The organism is Streptomyces roseolus, assembly GCF_014649855.1.
Taxonomy (GTDB): Bacteria; Actinomycetota; Actinomycetes; order Streptomycetales; family Streptomycetaceae; genus Streptomyces; species Streptomyces roseolus.
The window spans coordinates 163,095-180,487 of sequence record NZ_BMTV01000017.1 but is presented as its reverse complement, the minus strand read 5'-3'; the positions used below and the strand labels follow the sequence as shown (position 1 = coordinate 180,487).

The 17,393-nt window shown below is 71.1% G+C and carries 13 protein-coding genes; 4 read left to right on the top strand and 9 right to left on the bottom strand.

The window, feature by feature from the left end:
- Window positions 1-254 precede the first annotated feature (254 nt).
- The 3 genes from IE245_RS21385 to thyX form a co-directional block, all read right to left on the bottom strand.
- A complete protein-coding gene (locus IE245_RS21385) occupies window positions 255-1,940 on the bottom strand; it encodes a ribonuclease J (protein ID WP_189949969.1) in 1,686 nt (561 codons plus the stop codon).
- Between the two features lie 128 nt (window positions 1,941-2,068).
- Window positions 2,069-2,968, bottom strand: coding sequence for a 4-hydroxy-tetrahydrodipicolinate synthase (gene dapA / locus IE245_RS21380; RefSeq protein ID WP_189949968.1), 900 nt, complete (start codon window positions 2,966-2,968; stop codon window positions 2,069-2,071).
- A gap of 177 nt (window positions 2,969-3,145) precedes the next feature.
- The gene (gene thyX / locus IE245_RS21375; protein WP_189949966.1) at window positions 3,146-3,886 is read right to left on the bottom strand and encodes an FAD-dependent thymidylate synthase; all 741 of its coding nucleotides are present in this window, start codon (window positions 3,884-3,886) and stop codon (window positions 3,146-3,148) included.
- Between the two features lie 158 nt (window positions 3,887-4,044).
- Between thyX and IE245_RS21370 the strand changes: the two genes are divergently transcribed.
- Window positions 4,045-4,284 (top strand): hypothetical protein, encoded by a 240-nt coding sequence (locus IE245_RS21370; protein ID WP_189949964.1) that lies wholly within the window; start codon window positions 4,045-4,047, stop codon window positions 4,282-4,284.
- A gap of 54 nt (window positions 4,285-4,338) precedes the next feature.
- Window positions 4,339-4,887, top strand: a complete 549-nt coding sequence (locus IE245_RS21365) for an SCO5741 family PH domain-containing membrane protein (RefSeq protein WP_189949962.1) — start codon at window positions 4,339-4,341, stop codon at window positions 4,885-4,887.
- Here the strand turns inward: IE245_RS21365 and IE245_RS21360 are convergent.
- The 6 genes from IE245_RS21360 to eccD form a co-directional block, all read right to left on the bottom strand.
- Window positions 4,877-5,329 carry a hypothetical protein gene (locus IE245_RS21360; RefSeq protein ID WP_189949961.1) on the bottom strand — a complete coding sequence of 151 codons (453 nt, stop codon included), beginning with the start codon at window positions 5,327-5,329 and terminating at the stop codon, window positions 4,877-4,879. The genes IE245_RS21365 and IE245_RS21360 overlap by 11 nt on opposite strands.
- Window positions 5,330-5,334: 5 nt before the next feature.
- The gene (dapB, locus tag IE245_RS21355; RefSeq protein WP_189949960.1) at window positions 5,335-6,087 is read right to left on the bottom strand and encodes a 4-hydroxy-tetrahydrodipicolinate reductase; all 753 of its coding nucleotides are present in this window, start codon (window positions 6,085-6,087) and stop codon (window positions 5,335-5,337) included.
- Window positions 6,088-6,110: 23 nt separating this feature from the next.
- Entirely contained in the window at window positions 6,111-7,490 is a 1,380-nt protein-coding gene (locus tag IE245_RS21350; protein ID WP_189949958.1) for a M16 family metallopeptidase, read from the bottom strand.
- The gene (locus IE245_RS21345; protein ID WP_189949957.1) at window positions 7,487-9,697 is read right to left on the bottom strand and encodes a polyribonucleotide nucleotidyltransferase; all 2,211 of its coding nucleotides are present in this window, start codon (window positions 9,695-9,697) and stop codon (window positions 7,487-7,489) included. The genes IE245_RS21350 and IE245_RS21345 overlap by 4 nt, the downstream gene beginning before the upstream one ends.
- Window positions 9,698-9,970: 273 nt before the next feature.
- Window positions 9,971-10,261 carry a 30S ribosomal protein S15 gene (rpsO, locus tag IE245_RS21340; RefSeq protein WP_128976159.1) on the bottom strand — a complete coding sequence of 97 codons (291 nt, stop codon included), beginning with the start codon at window positions 10,259-10,261 and terminating at the stop codon, window positions 9,971-9,973.
- 166 nt (window positions 10,262-10,427) lie between these two features.
- Entirely contained in the window at window positions 10,428-11,927 is a 1,500-nt protein-coding gene (eccD, locus tag IE245_RS21335; protein WP_189949956.1) for a type VII secretion integral membrane protein EccD, read from the bottom strand.
- Window positions 11,928-12,214: 287 nt separating this feature from the next.
- Here eccD and eccCa point away from each other — a divergent pair, with 287 nt between their 5' ends.
- Both eccCa and IE245_RS21325 read left to right on the top strand, forming a co-directional pair.
- Window positions 12,215-16,177 carry a type VII secretion protein EccCa gene (gene eccCa, locus IE245_RS21330; RefSeq protein WP_189949955.1) on the top strand — a complete coding sequence of 1,321 codons (3,963 nt, stop codon included), beginning with the start codon at window positions 12,215-12,217 and terminating at the stop codon, window positions 16,175-16,177.
- A 70-nt stretch (window positions 16,178-16,247) separates the two neighbouring features.
- The gene (locus IE245_RS21325; RefSeq protein WP_189949954.1) at window positions 16,248-17,384 is read left to right on the top strand and encodes a hypothetical protein; all 1,137 of its coding nucleotides are present in this window, start codon (window positions 16,248-16,250) and stop codon (window positions 17,382-17,384) included.
- Window positions 17,385-17,393 lie beyond the last annotated feature (9 nt).

The window sequence follows — 17,393 nt, the reverse complement described above, 5'->3', positions numbered from 1 at the left end:
ACTCTATCAGATCTTTCCGATCCGATTTCCTCGGTGCTTTCCGGTCCCGAAATCGAATTTCCCGGGGCCTTCCGGCGCGCTCCGACTTTATCAGATGATCTCGGTCGGATTTCCCACCTCCCGTTCGGCCGTCCGAGCGCACTGCGGCGCTGCGGCTTCCCGTTCTGGTGGAGCCGTAAACGTACTGGAGCGGGGCGCCCCGATGCAAATCGAGGCGCCCCGCTCCGTGACGGTGCTGGTCAGGCCCTTCGGGCTCAGACCTCGACGACGACCGGGAGGATCATCGGCCGGCGGCGGTAGGTGTCGGAGACCCACTTGCCGACGACGCGGCGGATCAGCTGCTGGAGCTGGTGGGGCTCGACGACGCCGTCCTGGGCGGACTTGTTCAGCGCCTGCTCGATCTTCGGGAGCACCGCGTCGAAGGCGGAGTCCTCGATGCCGGAGCCGCGCGCGTGGACGTGCGGGCCGCCGGTGATCTTGCCGGTGGAGGAGTCCACCACCAGGAAGACCGAGATGATGCCCTCCTCGCCGAGGATCCGGCGGTCCTTCAGGGAGGTCTCGGTGACGTCGCCGACCGAGAGGCCGTCCACGTACACGTACCCCGCCTGGACCTTGCCGGTGATGCGGGCGCGGCCGTCGACGAGGTCGACGACGACGCCGTCCTCGGCGATGACGATGTGGTCCTTCGGGATGCCCGTCATCGCGCCGAGCTCGGCGTTGGCGCGCAGGTGGCGCCACTCGCCGTGGACCGGCATGAGGTTCTTCGGCTTGCAGATGTTGTAGAAGTACAGCAGCTCGCCGGCCGAGGCGTGGCCCGAGACGTGGACCTTGGCGTTGCCCTTGTGGACGACGTTGGCGCCCCAGCGGGTCAGGCCGTTGATCACGCGGTAGACCGCGTTCTCGTTGCCCGGGATGAGGGACGAGGCCAGGATCACCGTGTCGCCGGGGACGATCCGGATCTGGTGGTCGCGGTTGGCCATCCGGGACAGGGCCGCCATCGGCTCGCCCTGGGAGCCCGTGCAGACGAGCACGACCTCGTCGTCCGGGAGGTCGTCCAGGGTCTTCACGTCCACGACGAGGCCGGCCGGGACCTTCAGGTAGCCGAGGTCGCGGGCGATGCCCATGTTGCGGACCATCGAGCGGCCGACGAAGGCGACCCGGCGGCCGTACTCGTGGGCGGCGTCGAGGATCTGCTGGATGCGGTGCACGTGGCTGGCGAAGCTCGCCACGATGATCCGCTTCTGGGCGTTGGCGAAGACGTTCCGCAGGACGTTGGAGATGTCCCGCTCGTGCGCCGTGAAGCCGGGGACCTCGGCGTTCGTCGAGTCGGTGAGCAGGAGGTCGATGCCCTCCTCGCTCAGCCGGGCGAAGGCGTGCAGGTCCGTGAGGCGGTTGTCCAGCGGCAGCTGGTCCATCTTGAAGTCGCCGGTGTGGACGACCATGCCCGCGGGGGTGCGGATGGCGACCGCGAGGGCGTCCGGGATGGAGTGGTTGACCGCGATGAACTCGCAGTCGAAGGCGCCCAGGCGCTCGCGGTGGCCCTCGGCCACTTCGAGGGTGTACGGGCGGATGCGGTGCTCCTGGAGCTTCGCCTCGATCAGCGCGAGGGTCAGCTTGGAGCCGATGAGGGGGATGTCCTGCCGCAGGCGCAGCAGGTACGGCACGCCACCGATGTGGTCCTCGTGGCCGTGGGTCAGGACGATGCCGACGACATCGTCGATGCGGTCCTGGATCGTGGTGAAGTCGGGCAGGATCAGGTCGACGCCGGGCTGCTCCTCCTCCGGGAAGAGGACGCCGCAGTCGACGATCAGCAGCTTGCCGTCGTACTCGAAGACGGTCATGTTGCGGCCGATCTCGCCCAGGCCGCCGAGCGGGGTGACTCGCAGGCCGCCCTGGGGGAGCTTCGGCGGGGCGCCGAGTTCGGGATGCGGATGACTCAAAAGACTCTCCTCACCACACGCGCCACGTACCGTCGGCACGTGGCGCGCATGACAATCGTGCACTTGCTGTTGTCGGTGTTCAGTTGTCGCGGTCTTGAGTTGTCACTGTTCAGTTGTGAAGTCGGATGTCAGAGGTCTACCCCGCCCGCGGCCAGGTCGACCTTGAGCTGCTCGGTCTCCTGGTCGGAGAGCTCGACGAGCGGGAGGCGCAGCGGGCCGGCGGGCAGGCCCCGGAGGGCGAGCGCGGCCTTGGTGGTCATGACGCCCTGGGTGCGGAACATGCCGGTGTACACCGGGAGCAGCTTCTGGTGGATCTCGGTGGCCTTCTCGTGGTCGCCCGCGAGGTGGGCGTCGAGGAGGGCGCGGAGGTCGGGGGTGACGACGTGGCCGACGACGGAGACGAAGCCGACGGCGCCGACCGACAGGAGCGGCAGGTTGAGCATGTCGTCGCCGGAGTACCAGGCGAGGCCGGAGCGGGCGATGGCCCAGCTGGCGCGGCCGAGGTCGCCCTTGGCGTCCTTGTTGGCGACGATCCGGGGGTGCTCGGCGAGCCGGACGATCGTCTCGGTGTCGATCGGGACGCCGGAGCGGCCGGGGATGTCGTAGAGCATCACCGGGAGGCCGGTGGCGTCGGCGATGGCGGTGAAGTGCCGGTACAGGCCCTCCTGCGGGGGCTTGTTGTAGTACGGCGTGACGGCGAGGAGGCCGTGGGCGCCGTCGCGCTCGGCGGCGCGGGCCAGCTCGATGGAGTGGTGGGTGTCGTTGGTGCCGATGCCGGCGACGACGTGGGCGCGGTCTCCGACCGCCTCCAGTACGGCGCGTACGAGCTCCGATTTCTCCGCGTCGCTGGTGGTGGGGGACTCGCCGGTGGTGCCGTTGACGACGAGGCCGTCGTTGCCTGCGTCCACCAGGTGGGTGGCGAGTCGCCGGGCGCCGTCGAGGTCGAGAGCGCCGTCCGCCGTGAAGGGCGTGACCATGGCGGTGAGGACCCGCCCGAAGGGGGTCTGCGGAGTGGAGATCGGAGCCATGGGTAACACGCTACTCGCTGCTCAGCGCCGGGTGTCCCCTCGGGGGACGTGAGAAGTGGAGCCCGGCACTGCCTGCTCGGGGGTTCAAGCAGTGCCGGGTCCGTTTGATCAGCCTAGATGAACTTCGCGAAACGTCGCAATACGGACACTTCGCAAGAGGGGGCGAACATCTGTGCCCTACGGCGCGACGCGGCCGTTCTTGTTGAAGGCCGCATGGGTCAGCGGCATCAGCCGGGCCCAGTGCTCCTCCATCTTCTCGCCGACCATCTCGATCTCCCGCTGCGGGAAGGACGGGACCGTGGCCAGCTCGTGCTGGGTGCGCAGGCCGAGGAAGTGCATCAGCGAGCGGGCGTTGCAGGTGGCGTACATCGAGGAGTAGAGGCCGACCGGGAGGACCGAGCGGGCCACCTCGCGGGCGACGCCGGCGGCGAGCATCTCCTGGTACGTCTCGTACGCCCGGCGGTACGAGTCCTCCATCGCGCGGCCGGTCAGCTCGTGCTGCTCCGGGGTGCCCTCGACGAAGACGTACTTGCCCGGGCGGCCCTCCTGGACGAGCTTGCGGGAGGCGTCGGGGACGTAGAAGACCGGCTGGAGCTCCCTGTAGCGGCCCGACTCCTCGTTGTACGACCAGCCCACCCGGTGCCGCATGAACTCGCGGAAGACGAAGATCGGGGCGCTGATGAAGAAGGTCATCGAGTTGTGCTCGAAGGGGCTGCCGTGGCGGTCCCGCATCAGATAGTTGATCAGGCCCTTCGAGCGCTCCGGGTCCTTCTGGAGCTCTTCGAGGGACTGCTCCCCCGCCGTGGAGACCCGCGCCGCCCACAGGACGTCGGAGTCGGCCGCGGCGCTCTTGACCAGTTCGACGGTGACGTCGCTCCTGAGGTCGATCTTCGCCGGCTCGGTGGGGGTGTCGGTCACCAGGAGTACCTTCCAGTCGTCTGTGGGGCGGGCCCAGGTTAGCGCGAGTCCGTCTGGAGGATGAGATTGGGCTGCTTCGGTGAAAAACGGCACCAAACCCTCTGTTCGATCGTCTGTACCTGTGAGGCGCACGACGACCACCGAGGAGAGGGACACCCATGTACAGGCGGGACGAGGCCGTACCGTTCGCGTTCGTGGCGGAGGCCGACGAATTCCGCAGTAACGTCACTCCACCGCCTCGGGAGCGGCTCAGGCCCGGACAGGTCGTCGGGCGTGCGCTGCTGGGGCTCACCGTGGCCGCCGGGCTCGTCGGCTCCCTGCTCCTCGGGATGCCCTCCCTCGACAGCACGGACTCGCCCGCGCGCCAGCAGCAGTCCGAAGCCTCCGACAACCGCTGAGGTAGCCTCACCGGGCACTGCCCCTTCGAGCGTGCTTGTGAGTGAGGAACCGCCGTGCCCCTGCCCTTCCTGACGGCCGACCGTGCCTTCGACGCCGACGACGCCGTCGCGCTGCCGTTCGACGACCACGACCAGTGGCGCCGTCCGTACCGTCCGGGGCCCTACCGGGTCGGTGCGGCGGCGCTCGCGCTGCTGCTCGCCTCGTTCGTGCTGCTCGCCGCGGTGATCATCGCCGCCGCGGGTGCCGTCGGCGGGGCCGGCGTCACCTTCGGCATCGCCGTGCTGATCATCCTGGCCGCGCTGCGCCTGCTGCGCATGGGCACCTGGGTGAGCCGCGCCGGCGTGCGCCGCGTCGGCTTCCTCACCACCGGCACCACGCCCTGGGCGAAGGTGGCCGGGGTCCGCACGGCGCAGCAGCCGGTGCGCTGGCTGAACTTCCCCCGGACGGTCCAGGGCCAGGCCCTGCTCCTCGACCGGACGGCCGGCGAGCAGCTGGTGCTGCTCACCGACCACAACGCCGACTTCCTCTCCCGGGTCGAGGCCTTCGACCGGGCCGCCGACACCGTCGAGGCCTGGCACGCCGAGTACGGCGTCAGGCGCTGACCGTCCGGCCCTCGTGGAGGGCGATGGCCCGCTGCATCGCCTTGCGGGCCCGGGGCGTGTCGCGGGCGTCGTGATAGGCGACCGCCAGCCGGAACCAGCAGCGCCAGTCCTCCGGGGTCTCCTCGGTCTCGGCCTTGCGCCGCGCGAAGACCTCGTCCGCGGAGTCGCGGTCGATCCGGCCGCCCTGGGTGCGCTTCAGCTCGTCGACGGGCAGGCCGCCCTCGGCCTCCAGCTCCGCGGCCAGCCGGTTCGCCCGGCGCGCGAAGCTGGTGTTCTTCCACAGGAACCAGCCGCCGACGCAGGGCAGCAGGAACGCCACCGCGCCCATGCCCATGGCCGCCGGCTCGCCGGTCAGGAGGAGCAGGACGCCCTCCATCGCCACCACCCCGAAGACCAGCACGAGGACGGTGGCGAGGAAGACGTACGTGATCTTGCCGCCCATGACCGTCAGCCCAGGTCCAGGAAGTGCTCCAGGCCGAACGTGAGGCCCGGGGTGCTCACCACGCGGCGGGCACCGAGCAGTACGCCCGGCATGAAGCTGGAGTGGTGCAGCGAGTCGTGGCGGACGGTGAGCGTCTCCCCCTCGCCGCCGAGCAGCACCTCCTGGTGGGCCAGCAGGCCCCGGAGCCGTACCGCGTGGACCGGCACGCCGTCCACGTCCGCGCCGCGGGCCCCGTCGAGGGCGGTCGCGGTGGCGTCCGGCTGGGCGCCCAGACCGGCCTCGGCGCGGGCCTTGGCGATCAGCTGGGCGGTGCGGGTGGCGGTGCCGGAGGGCGCGTCCGCCTTGTTCGGGTGGTGCAGCTCGACGACCTCGACCGACTCGAAGTACGGGGCCGCGAGCTGGGCGAACCTCATGGTGAGGACCGCGCCGATGGAGAAGTTCGGTGCGATGAGCACGCCGGTCTCCGGGGAGGCGGCGAGCCAGCCGTTCAGCCGCGCGAGGCGGTCCTCGGTCCAGCCGGTGGTGCCGACGACTGCGTGGATGCCGTGACCCACGCAGTACTCGAGGTTGGCCATGACCGAGTCGGGGGTGGTCAGCTCGACGACGACCTGGGCGCCCGCCTCGGCGAGGGTCTCCAGCTCGTCGCCGCGGCCCAGGGCCGCGACCAGTTCCATGTCCTCGGCGGCCTCGACGGCCTTCACGGCCTCGGAGCCGATACGGCCCCTGGCGCCGAGGACCGCCACGCGCAGCTTGCTCATCGCACTTCTTCCTTAGGGGGTGGTCAGGAGACGGCCTGGTGGAGGCGGTCCGCCTGCTTGTCCTTCAGCGGGCCTATCACCGAGAGCGAGGGCCGCTGGGTCAGCACGTCCCGGGCGACCTCCCGGACCTCGTCCGGGGTGACGGCCGCGATCCGGGCCAGCATGTCGTCGACCGACATCTGGATGCCCCAGCACAGCTCGCTCTTGCCGATCCGGTTCATGATCGCGCCGGTGTCCTCCAGACCGAGGACGGTGGAGCCGGAGAGCTGCCCGACGGCGCGGGTGATCTCCTCGTCCGTGAGCCCCTCGGCGGCGACCTCGGCGAGCTCGTCCCGGCAGATCCGCAGCACGTCGTGGATCTGGCCGGGGCGGCAGCCCGCGTAGACGCCGAAGAGGCCGCAGTCGGCGAAGCCCGAGGTGTACGAGTACACGCTGTAGGCGAGGCCGCGCTTCTCCCGGACCTCCTGGAAGAGGCGGGAGGACATGCCGCCGCCGAGGGCGGTGTTCAGCACGCCGAGCGCCCAGCGGCGCTCGTCGGTGCGGGCCAGGCCGGGCATGCCGAGGACGACGTGCGCCTGCTCGGTCTTCCGGCCGAGCAGCTCGACCTTGCCGGCCGTGCGGATCGTCTTCCGGCCGTCGCGCGGGGCGATCGGGGCCGCGTCGGTGCGGGTGAGGGCGCCGGCCTTCTCGAAGGCGCGGCGGACCTGGCGGACCACCGTGGCGTGGTCCACGTTGCCCGCGGCGGCGACGACCAGATGGGTGGGGTCGTAGTGCTTCTTGTAGAAGCGGGCGATCTGGCCGCGGGAGAGCGCGTTGATCGTGTCGACGGTGCCGAGGACCGGGCGGCCCAGCGGGGTGTCGCCGAACATCGTCTGCGCGAACAGGTCGTGCACCACGTCACCGGGGTCGTCCTCGGTCATCGCGATCTCCTCGAGGATCACGCCGCGCTCGGCGTCCACGTCGGAGTCGAGGATGAGCGAGCCCGTGAGCATGTCGCAGACGACGTCGATCGCCAGCGGCAGGTCGGTGTCGAGGACCCGGGCGTAGTAGCAGGTGTACTCCTTCGCCGTGAAGGCGTTCATCTCGCCGCCGACCGCGTCGATCGCGGAGGAGATGTCGAGGGCGGAGCGCTTGGCGGTGCCCTTGAAGAGGAGGTGCTCCAGGTAGTGGGTGGCGCCGTTGAGCGCCGGCGTCTCGTCGCGGGAGCCGACGTGGGCCCAGATGCCGAAGGTCGCCGAGCGCACCGAGGGAAGGGTCTCGGTGACGATCCTCAGGCCGCCGGGGAGCGTCGTGCGGCGGACGGTGCCGATGCCGTCCTTGCCCGGGAGAAGCGTTTGGGTACGGGCGACGGCCCGCCCCTCGGAGGAGGGGCGGGCCGTCGTCGCGGAACTACGGGACGTCACGAGGAGGCGTCGTCCTTCTGCTCGTCCTCGCCCTCGATCACGGGGATGAGGGAGAGCTTGCCGCGCTGGTCGATCTCGGCGATCTCGACCTGGACCTTGGAGCCGATCGCGAGCACGTCCTCGACGTTCTCCACGCGCTTGCCGCCGGCGAGCTTGCGGATCTGCGAGATGTGCAGCAGGCCGTCCTTGCCCGGGAGCAGGGAGACGAAGGCACCGAAGGTGGTGGTCTTGACGACCGTGCCCAGGTAGCGCTCGCCGACCTCCGGCATGGTCGGGTTGGCGATGCCGTTGATCGTGGCGCGGGCGGCCTCGGCCTGCGAGCCGACCTGGGCACCGATGTAGATGGTGCCGTCGTCCTCGATCGTGATCTCGGCGCCGGTGTCCTCCTGGATCTGGTTGATCATCTTGCCCTTGGGGCCGATGACCTCGCCGATCTTGTCCACGGGGATCTTGACGGTGATGATCCGCGGGGCGTTGGGGGACATCTCGTCCGGGGTGTCGATCGCTTCCATCATCACGTCGAGGATGTGGAGGCGGGCGTCGCGGGCCTGCTTGAGGGCCGCGGCCAGGACGGAGGCCGGGATGCCGTCCAGCTTGGTGTCGAGCTGGAGGGCGGTGACGAACTCCTTCGTACCGGCGACCTTGAAGTCCATGTCGCCGAAGGCGTCCTCCGCACCGAGGATGTCGGTGAGGGCGACGTAGTGCGTCTCGCCGTTGATCTCCTGGGAGATCAGGCCCATGGCGATGCCGGCGACGGGGGCCTTGAGCGGCACACCGGCGTTCAGCAGCGACATGGTGGAGGCGCAGACCGAGCCCATGGACGTCGAACCGTTGGAGCCGAGGGCCTCGGACACCTGGCGGATCGCGTAGGGGAACTCCTCGCGGGTCGGGAGGACCGGCACGATCGCGCGCTCGGCGAGCGCGCCGTGGCCGATCTCGCGGCGCTTCGGGGAGCCGACGCGGCCGGTCTCGCCGACGGAGTACGGCGGGAAGTTGTAGTTGTGCATGTAGCGCTTGCGGGTCACCGGGGAGAGGGTGTCCAGCTGCTGCTCCATGCGGAGCATGTTGAGGGTGGTGACGCCCAGGATCTGGGTCTCGCCACGCTCGAACAGGGCGGAGCCGTGCACGCGCGGGATGGCCTCGACCTCGGCGGCGAGCGTACGGATGTCCGTGACGCCGCGGCCGTCGATGCGGACCTTGTCCTTGATGACGCGCTCGCGGACCAGGGCCTTGGTCAGGGAGCGGTAGGCGGCGGAGATCTCCTTCTCGCGGCCCTCGAAGGCCGGGAGGAGCTTCTCGGCGGCGAGCTCCTTGACGCGGTCGAGCTCGGCCTCGCGGTCCTGCTTGCCCGGGATGGTGAGGGCCTGGGCCAGCTCGCCGCGGACGGCCTCCTCGAGGGCGGCGTACACGTCGTCCTGGTAGTCCAGGAAGATCGGGAACTCGGCCTCGGGCTTGGCGGCCTTGGCGGCGAGGTCCGACTGGGCCTTGCAGAGGACCTTGATGAACGGCTTCGCGGCCTCCAGGCCGGCGGCGACGATCTCCTCGGTCGGCGCCTCGGCGCCGCCCTTGACGAGGGCGATGGTCTGCTCGGTGGCCTCGGCCTCGACCATCATGATCGCGACGTCGCCGTCCTCCAGGACGCGACCGGCGACGACCATGTCGAAGACGGCGTCCTCGAGCTCGGTGTGCGTCGGGAACGCGACCCACTGGCCCTTGATCAGCGCGACGCGGACGCCGCCGATCGGACCGGAGAAGGGCAGGCCGGCCAGCTGGGTGGACGCGGACGCGGCGTTGATCGCGACGACGTCGTACAGGTGGTCGGGGTTGAGCGCCATGACCGTGGCGACGACCTGGATCTCGTTGCGCAGGCCCTTCTTGAAGGACGGGCGCAGCGGGCGGTCGATCAGACGGCAGGTGAGGATGGCGTCCTCGGAGGGACGGCCCTCACGGCGGAAGAAGGAGCCGGGGATCTTGCCGGCCGCGTACATCCGCTCCTCGACGTCCACCGTGAGGGGGAAGAAGTCGAGCTGGTCCTTGGGGCGCTTCGAGGCGGACGTCGCCGACAGCACCATGGTGTCGTCGTCCAGGTAGGCCACGGCGGAGCCGGCGGCCTGACGGGCCAGGCGGCCGGTCTCGAAGCGGATGGTACGGGTGCCGAAGGTGCCGTTGTCGATGACGGCCTCGGCGTAGTGGGTCTCGTTCTCCACTATGGGTTTCTCCTACGTTCGTCTTTGGTCCGGGCGCCCGTGTGGCGCGGGACGGAGGCGGGAGAAGCGGTGAAGTGGCGGGCCGGTCTTCGATCGAAGCACCCGGGAACGCTTCCCGGGGGCCACTACCGAGGACCGGCGGCGTGCCGGCTGCTTCTCGCGCGGTCGTTCTTGTGGCGTTCTGCGACCAGAGTAATTGCCGGTCGGCACTTCGCGCACGTACAGCAAAGGGAGCGGCCCCCTGAAAGTGGGAACCGCTCCCTCCACGGCGTCTTACTTGGCGCCGCCGGCCGCACCGCGGCGGATGCCGAGGCGGTCGACCAGCGTACGGAAGCGCTGGATGTCCTTCTTGGCCAGGTACTGCAGCAGGCGGCGGCGCTGACCGACCAGGATCAGCAGACCACGACGGGAGTGGTGGTCGTGCTTGTGGGTCTTGAGGTGCTCGGTCAGGTCCGAGATGCGGCGGGACAGCATGGCGACCTGGACCTCGGGGGAGCCGGTGTCGCCCTCCTTGGTGCCGAACTCGGCCATGATCTGCTTCTTGACGGCGGCGTCGAGAGCCACGCGGTTCTCCTCAGGTTTCGTGCCCACGAGTGCCCCTGGTCTACATCTCAGGGGAGCTTCCGTGACTCGGGAGCGGAGGTCCGATGAGCGCTGCTTCCCCGGGCGGGATCTCGCCTGCTTCCGGGAGGGCGCACACCAACGGCCGTCACACAGCGTACCAGGCGGCTCAGGAGGTGAGCGCCCGGATGGAGTGGTAGACGTCGAAGACCGCGAGGCAGAGCGGCAGCAGCGTGAGCAGCACGAACGTCTCGGCGATCTCCAGGAAGCGGCCCCAGAAGGGGGTGACGCCCTTGCGCGGGACGATCAGGCCGATGGCCGTGAGGAGCGCGGCGACGCCGGCGATCGCGGCGGAGAGCCAGACGGTGCGGATGTCGAGCGCGGTGCCGTCGCCCTTCAGGGCCTCCAGGAGGAGCTCGGCCGGCGGGTTCAGGGCGAGGCCGAGACCGAGGAGGACGAGGGAGCCGAGGCCGGCCGCGAGGGCGCAGCCGACCTGCGCGGTGTAGCGGAAGAGGTGGGCGCGCATCAGCATCGCGACGCCGGTGGCGAGAGCGAGGAGCTGGCCCCAGACGGTGTCGGAGAAGCCGAGGACGGCGGCGGAGCCGACGGCGACGAGCGCGCAGCCGCCGACGAGGCCGACCAGCAGCTCGTGGCCGCGGCGGGCCTGGGCGGCGATCCGGACGGCGTCGACCGGGCCCTGGGGCTCGGCCTCGGAGCCGTATCCGCCGACGGTGGTCCGGGGCGGATCGAAGCCGATGGGGAGGCGGGCGAAGCGGGTGGAGAGGCCGGGCAGGAAGGCGAGCGCGCCGACCGCGAAGGGGGCGCAGACGGCGGCGGTCTCGGCCGGGGTGAGCCGGGTGAGGATCGCGGCGAAGGCGACCAGCACGCCGACGGCGGAGGCGAAGACGAAGGCGACGAAGGGGCCGTCGCCGCTCGGCGACACGATCGTGAGGATCACGGCGCAGACGAGGACGGCGGTGCAGGCGAGCAGGAACTGGAGCTTGCCGATGCCCTGGCCGGCGGCGAGGGCGAGCACTCCGGAGCCGGCGACGGCGGCGTTCGCCATCGCGCCCGTGCCGAGGGCCACGGCGGAGCCGCGGTCGTCGTAGACGCGGGCCCGGACGGCGGCGAGCGCGAGCAGCAGGACGGCGGTGACGCCGGCCAGGACGCCGGGCAGGCCGTGCATGTCGTGGCGGGGCTCGGACGTCCACAGGACGAAGGCGAGCAGGACGAGGAGGACCGCGCCGCCGAAGAGGCCGGCGCCGCGCATCAGGGCGTCGGACCACAGGGTGCGGTCCTTGGCGACGGCGGAGGCGACCGCGTCGGAGACGTCGTCGAAGACGGCCGGGGGCAGCGACTCGGCGAAGGGGCGCAGCGACAGCAGCTCGCCGTCGAGGATGCGCTGGGCGGCCAGCGAGCGGCTGCCGTCGAGGACGGTGCCGTCGCGGCGCACCAGGTGGTACCCGACGGGGGCGCCGGGCGCCGGGGTCTGGCCGGAGAGGCGGAGCACCTCCGGGTAGAGGTCGGCGAGGGCGACGTCCTCGGGGAGGGCGACGTCGACGCGGCCGTCGGGCGCGACGACGGTGATCCGGCAGAAGCCGGTGCCGCCGTGGAACACGGTGGTGGGAGCCGACTGGCCGGCTCCGCCGGCCGTGGCTGGGGCCGTCATACTCACCTGCTGCTTCCCCTCGTGGTGGTCCTGGTGCTCCTGGCCGGCGGGTCCGGCCGCCGGCGCGCGACCGCGGAGCGGCTCGCGGACCGGGGTCCGGGAGCCGCGGATGTTGCGCTCCGAATGACCCGTTTTTTGCGATAGTTCATGGCCACGCAAATATTTCGGGCCACCCTACCGCCCACCCGCGACCCGGCACCAAAGTAGGATCCCTCCCCGCGGATGGATCCCGTCGCCACGGGGGCGTCTAGAGGAACTTTCCGTCCGGCAACGGAAATTGGTGAGCTGTGAGCCAGATCGTCGTCAAGCGCCCACCGCGGGCCCTGCCGTCCGAAGTGCCTGACGAGCAGGTGCAGTTGCAACCCCCTCCGGAGCTGCCCCGCGGGCAGCAGGAGGGCGCCCTGATGCAGCTCCTGCCGATGCTCGGCATGGGCGGTTCCGTGGTGTTCTTCTTCATGACGCCGAACCCGATCATGCGGATCATGGGCATGGTGATGATCGCGTCGACGGTGGCCATGGCCATCGCGATGCTGGTCCGCTACCGGCGGGGGACGCAGGGGCAGCTCGCCGACCTGCGGCGCGACTACCTGAAGTACCTGACGCAGACGCGGCGCGCCGTGCTGCGGACGGCGCGGCTCCAGCGGGACGCGCAGTACTACCTGCACCCCTCGCCCGAGCAGCTGTGGGCACTGGTCGCCGAGGGCAGCCGGGTCTGGGAGCGGCGCCTCGGGGACGCGGACTTCGGCCAGGTCCGGGTCGGTCTCGGCAGCCAGCAGCTGGCGACGCCGCTGATCGCCCCCGAGACGGCGCCGGTGGACGAGCTCGAACCGCTGACCGCCGGGGCGATGCGGCAGTTCCTCCACGCGCACGGCACGCTCGACGGCCTGCCGATGGCCGTGTCGCTGCGCGCCTTCTACCACCTCACGGTCGGCGGCGAGCCGGAGGCGGCCCGGTCGACGGCCCGCGCGATGGTGGGCTCGCTGGCGGCGCTCCACTCCCCCGAGGACCTGGTCCTCGTCGTCGCCACCGGTGACGGCGCCGCCCCCGCCTGGGAGTGGACGAAGTGGCTGCCGCACGTGCAGGCCCCGGGCCCGGGTGACGGCGCGGGCAGCCGGCGGCTGATCACGACGGACGCGCGGGAGCTGGAGGACCTGGTCGCCGAGCGCCTCGACGGGCGGCCCCGCTTCCAGGGCCCCAACCACCCGCTGCTCGACTTCCCGCACCTCGTGGTGGTGCTCGACGGGCAGTCCGTGCCGCAGACCTCGCCGCTCGCCTCGCCGGAGGGCATCCAGGGCGTGACGATCATCGAGGTCGTGGAGGGGCGCGCCGGCGCCCGCGGCGACCTGTCCGTGATCGTGGAGGGCGGGTCGCTGCGCCTCGAGTCCGGGCACGGGCACGTGTACGACGGCAGCCCGGACGCGCTGAGCCCGGACGCGGCCGAGGCGCTGGCCCGGCAGCTGGCGCCGCTGCGGATGGCGGGCGGTTCGGACGACGACGAGCCGCTGCTCGCCAACCTCGACTTCACCGACCTGCTGAACCTCGGCGACGCGGCCTCCGTCGACGTGAGCCGCACCTGGCGGCCGCGGTCCCGCTCGGAACGGCTGCGCGTGCCGATCGGCGTCGGCGAGGACGGCGTGCCGGTGATGCTCGACCTCAAGGAGGCGGCGCAGGAGGGCATGGGCCCGCACGGCCTGTGCGTGGGCGCCACCGGTTCCGGCAAGTCGGAGCTGCTGCGCACCCTGGTCCTCGGGCTCGCGGTGACGCACTCCTCGGAGACCCTGAACTTCGTCCTCGCGGACTTCAAGGGCGGTGCCACCTTCGCGGGCATGTCCCAGATGCCGCACGTCGCCGCGGTGATCACCAACCTGGCGGACGACCTCACCCTGGTGGACCGCATGGGCGACTCCATCCGCGGTGAGCTCAACCGGCGCCAGGAGATGCTGCGCGACGCGGGCAACTACGCGAACATCCACGACTACGAGAAGGCGCGCGCGGCCGGCGCCCCGCTGCAGCCGATCCCCTCGCTCGTCCTCGTCATCGACGAGTTCTCCGAGCTGCTGACGGCCATGCCGGACTTCATCGAGATGTTCGTGCAGATCGGCCGCATCGGCCGGTCGCTCGGCGTCCACCTGCTCCTCGCCTCGCAGCGCCTGGAGGAGGGCCGGCTGCGCGGCCTGGAGACGTACCTCTCCTACCGGATCGGTCTGCGGACCTTCTCGGCGGCCGAGTCGCGGGCGGCGATCGGCGTGCCCGACGCGTACTCGCTGCCGAACGTGCCGGGCTCCGGCTACCTCAAGTACGGCACCGACGAGATGGTGCGGTTCAAGGCCGCGTACGTCTCCGGCACCTACCGCGCCAACCAGCACGCGGCGCTGCCCGGCGGGCCGCTGCCGGTGGACCGGCGGCCGGTGCCCTTCACCGCCGCGCCGGTGCCGGTGCGCTACCTGGAGCCGGAGGCGCAGGCGCGCGTGCCCGAGGCGCGGGAGGCGGAGGACGACGCGCTGGCGGACTCGGTGCTCGACGTCATCGTGCGCCGGCTCGAAGGACGCGGCGTCGAGGCGCACCAGGTGTGGCTGCCGCCGCTGGACAACCCGCCGGCGCTCGACGCGGTCCTGCCGGGGCTCGCGGGCGTCGAGGGCCGGGGGCTCACCCAGCCCGGTTACGAGGGCGCGGGCCGGCTCGTCGTCCCGCTCGGCGTCGTCGACAAGCCGTACGAGCAGCGCCGCGACACGCTCTACCGGGACTTCTCCGGCGCGGCCGGCCACATGCAGATCGTCGGCGGTCCGCAGTCCGGCAAGTCGACGCTGCTGCGGACCCTCATCTCGGCGTTCGCGCTGACGCACACGCCGCACGAGGTGCAGTTCTACGGCCTCGACTTCGGTGGCGGCGGCATGGCCTCGGTGGCGGGCCTTCCGCACGTCGGCGGGGTCGCCTCCCGGCTCGACCCCGAACGGGTGCGGCGCACGGTCGCCGAGGTGTACGGCATCCTGTCGCGGCGCGAGGAGTACTTCCGCAGCGCCGGCATCGACTCGATCGGCACCTTCCGCCGGCTGCGGGCCCGCGGCGACATCTCGGTCACCGAGCAGCCGTGGGGCGACGTCTTCCTCGTCATCGACGGCTGGGGCAACTTCCGCACCGAGTACGAGGGCCTGGAGCCGGCCGTCGTGGACATCGCGGCCCGCGGTCTCGGCTACGGCATCCACGTGGTCATCACCGCCTCGCGCTCCATGGAGGTCCGCGCCAACCTCAAGGACCACCTGATGAACCGCCTGGAGCTGCGGCTCGGCGACACGATGGACTCCGAGCTCGACCGCAAGATCGCCGCGAACGTGCCGACCGGCGTCCCCGGCCGCGGCCTGACCCCGGAGAAGCTGCACTTCATGGCCGCCGTACCGCGCATCGACGGCATCAGCTCCGACAGCGACCTCGCCGAGGCGACGGCCGCGATGACCCAGGAGGTCACCCGGCACTGGACCGCCCCGGGCGCGCCCGAGGTGCGGCTGCTGCCGCGCGAGCTGGACGCGCGGACCCTGCCGGCGGGCTACGCGGAGCCGCAGCGCGGCATCGCGTTCGCCATCGACGAGAACAACCTGGAGCCGGTCTTCGTCGACTTCGACCGCGACCCCTTCTTCCTCGTCTTCGGCGAGAGCGAGTCGGGCAAGTCGAACCTGCTGCGGCTGATGATCAAGCAGGTCACGGAACGGTACGACGGGGCCTCGGCGAAGTTCTTCGTGATCGACAACCGGCGCGCGCTGCTCGACGTCACGCCGGCGAGCCACCTCGCCGAGTACGTCCCCATGTCCAACAACATGGAGCACCACGTCGACGCCCTCGCGGACCTGATGCGCCGCCGCTCCCCGTCGGCGGACGTCACGGCCCAGCAGCTGCGGGACCGCAGCTGGTGGTCGGGCCCGAACCTGTTCGTGGTCGTCGACGACTACGACCTGGTCTCCACGTCGAGCGGCAACCCGCTGGCGAAGCTGACGGAACTGCTCCCGTTCGCCCGGGACGTGGGCGTCCGCTTCATCATCGCCCGCAGCGCGGCGGGCGCCAGCCGCTCGGCGTACGAGTCCTTCATGCAGCGCATGATGGAACTCGGCGCCCAGGGCGTCCTCCTGTCCGGCGACCCCCAGGAAGGCGACGTCCTCGGCGGCGTCCGCATGCGCCCGATGCCCCCGGGCCGCGGCATCTACGTCTCCCGCCAGCGGGGCAACCCGCTGGTGCAGACGGGGCGGATGCCGGAGCTGTAGCAGCGAGGGCGGGAACCGCCCTCGCCGTGCGGGGCACGGAAGTACGGGCCGTCCGGACGGACGGCCCGGCATGGGCACCACCGACCTGTGGAAGAGCGACAACCACCAGCTCACCGACCTCGTCTTCGGCGACGACGACGGACGCGACCCCATGGTGGGCTTCATGGGCGCGCTGTCCCACGACCCCGAGGCCGCCACGAACACCTTCGACGACAAGCAGGTCTTGGAGCACGTCCTGCAGAGCATCAAGTACACCGACCGGGACGGCGCCGTCGGCCACGCGCCGGAGGCCGCCGTGACGGGCGACGGCGTGGGCCAGACGCCGACCGGCCCGGCCCCGCACACGGCGACCCAGGTCGAGATCATGAACAACGTCATGCACCTCGTGGCGCAGCCGGACGGTGGCAAGGACCTGGTGAGCAAGGGCATCGGGGACGGCTTCGGGGACATGGCGAGCGCCTATGTGCCGGAGATCAGCCAGACGCTCACCGGCCGGAGAGCCGAGTCGATCTTCCTGACGCACAGCGCCGCGCCCGACGGCCTCGACCGGCTGGACACAACACGCCTCCTGTACGAGGTCGCCCAGGACCCGAACGGAAGGGCGGGCATCGTCCTGGGACAGACCGTCTGCACCGCCGGCCTTCTGGAGGCGCACATCGCCCACCCCGAGCTCCACGACGGCGGCCCCGGGAAGGCGATCCGGACGATCTCGGAGAGCAGCGGCCCCATCCAGGGAATCGTCGGGCACGCGAACGCCGACGCGGCCCTCTCGGACGCGCTCGCGAGCGAGAAGGGGCAGAACGACTCGCTCAAGACCAAGGGGGTCCTGACGAAGGGGGTCGCCGGCGTGCTGATCGGCGCCGGAGCCGCGGCCCTCGTCCCCCAGGGCATGGCGGGCGGCGTCGTGTCGGCGACAGCCGGAGGATATTTCGGCGCCATCGCCGGCATCGCCATCGACCGCATGATGGAGGGGCGGCAGGCTTCGGGGGCCGCGGACCGCGCGATCTACGCCTCGGGACATGAACTGAACGGCTATCAGGACTCGGTGATCAAGCAGACGCAGGATTCCGCCATCGAATCCATCGAGACGTACGGGTCGAAGCTTCCGCCGGAATCGACGAGGAACGAGATGCGCGACGCGGTGAACGACGGATGGCGCGCCAGTGACACGGTCCTCGAAGACGCCCACAACCAACCCGCCGCGTGACACGCAGAG

Excerpts from the sequence above, each read along its gene's own strand:
- dapA (WP_189949968.1), bottom strand. The coding sequence starts at position 2,968 with ATGGCTCCGATCTCCACTCCGCAGACCCCCTTCGGGCGGGTCCTCACC.
- IE245_RS21370 (WP_189949964.1), top strand. The coding sequence starts at position 4,045 with ATGTACAGGCGGGACGAGGCCGTACCGTTCGCGTTCGTGGCGGAGGCC.
- IE245_RS21360 (WP_189949961.1), bottom strand. The coding sequence starts at position 5,329 with ATGGGCGGCAAGATCACGTACGTCTTCCTCGCCACCGTCCTCGTGCTG.
- dapB (WP_189949960.1), bottom strand. The coding sequence starts at position 6,087 with ATGAGCAAGCTGCGCGTGGCGGTCCTCGGCGCCAGGGGCCGTATCGGC.
- eccD (WP_189949956.1), bottom strand. The coding sequence starts at position 11,927 with ATGACGGCCCCAGCCACGGCCGGCGGAGCCGGCCAGTCGGCTCCCACC.
- IE245_RS21325 (WP_189949954.1), top strand. The coding sequence starts at position 16,248 with ATGGGCACCACCGACCTGTGGAAGAGCGACAACCACCAGCTCACCGAC.